Origin of the sequence: Paraburkholderia sp. J7 (assembly GCF_905220155.1) — a bacterium.
In the GTDB taxonomy this organism is placed as follows: Bacteria; Pseudomonadota; Gammaproteobacteria; order Burkholderiales; family Burkholderiaceae; genus Paraburkholderia.
The window spans coordinates 1-217 of sequence record NZ_CAJMYZ010000163.1; the positions used below are offsets into that span (position 1 = coordinate 1).

Here is a 217-nt window from a genome sequence, read left to right on the forward strand (position 1 = left end):
CGCCTGCGCGGCGTCCTCGATCACGCGCAGCTTGTGCTGGCGGGCGATCGCGTAAAGCCGGTCCATGTCGACGGGCAGTCCCGAGAGAAACACCGGGATGATGGCTTTCGTCTTCGGCGTGATGGCGGCTTCGAGTTTGTCGAGGTCGATGTTGCGCGTGACGGGATCGATGTCGGCGAACACGGGCGTCGCGCCGACTTCGTAAATCACGTTGCTC

1 protein-coding gene is annotated in these 217 nt (G+C 63.6%); it reads right to left on the reverse strand.

Annotated features, from left to right (window positions below; genetic code table 11):
• The coding region (locus tag U5A58_RS40795) for a DegT/DnrJ/EryC1/StrS family aminotransferase (protein WP_321965493.1) at positions 1-217 on the reverse strand (217 nt) is incomplete at both ends.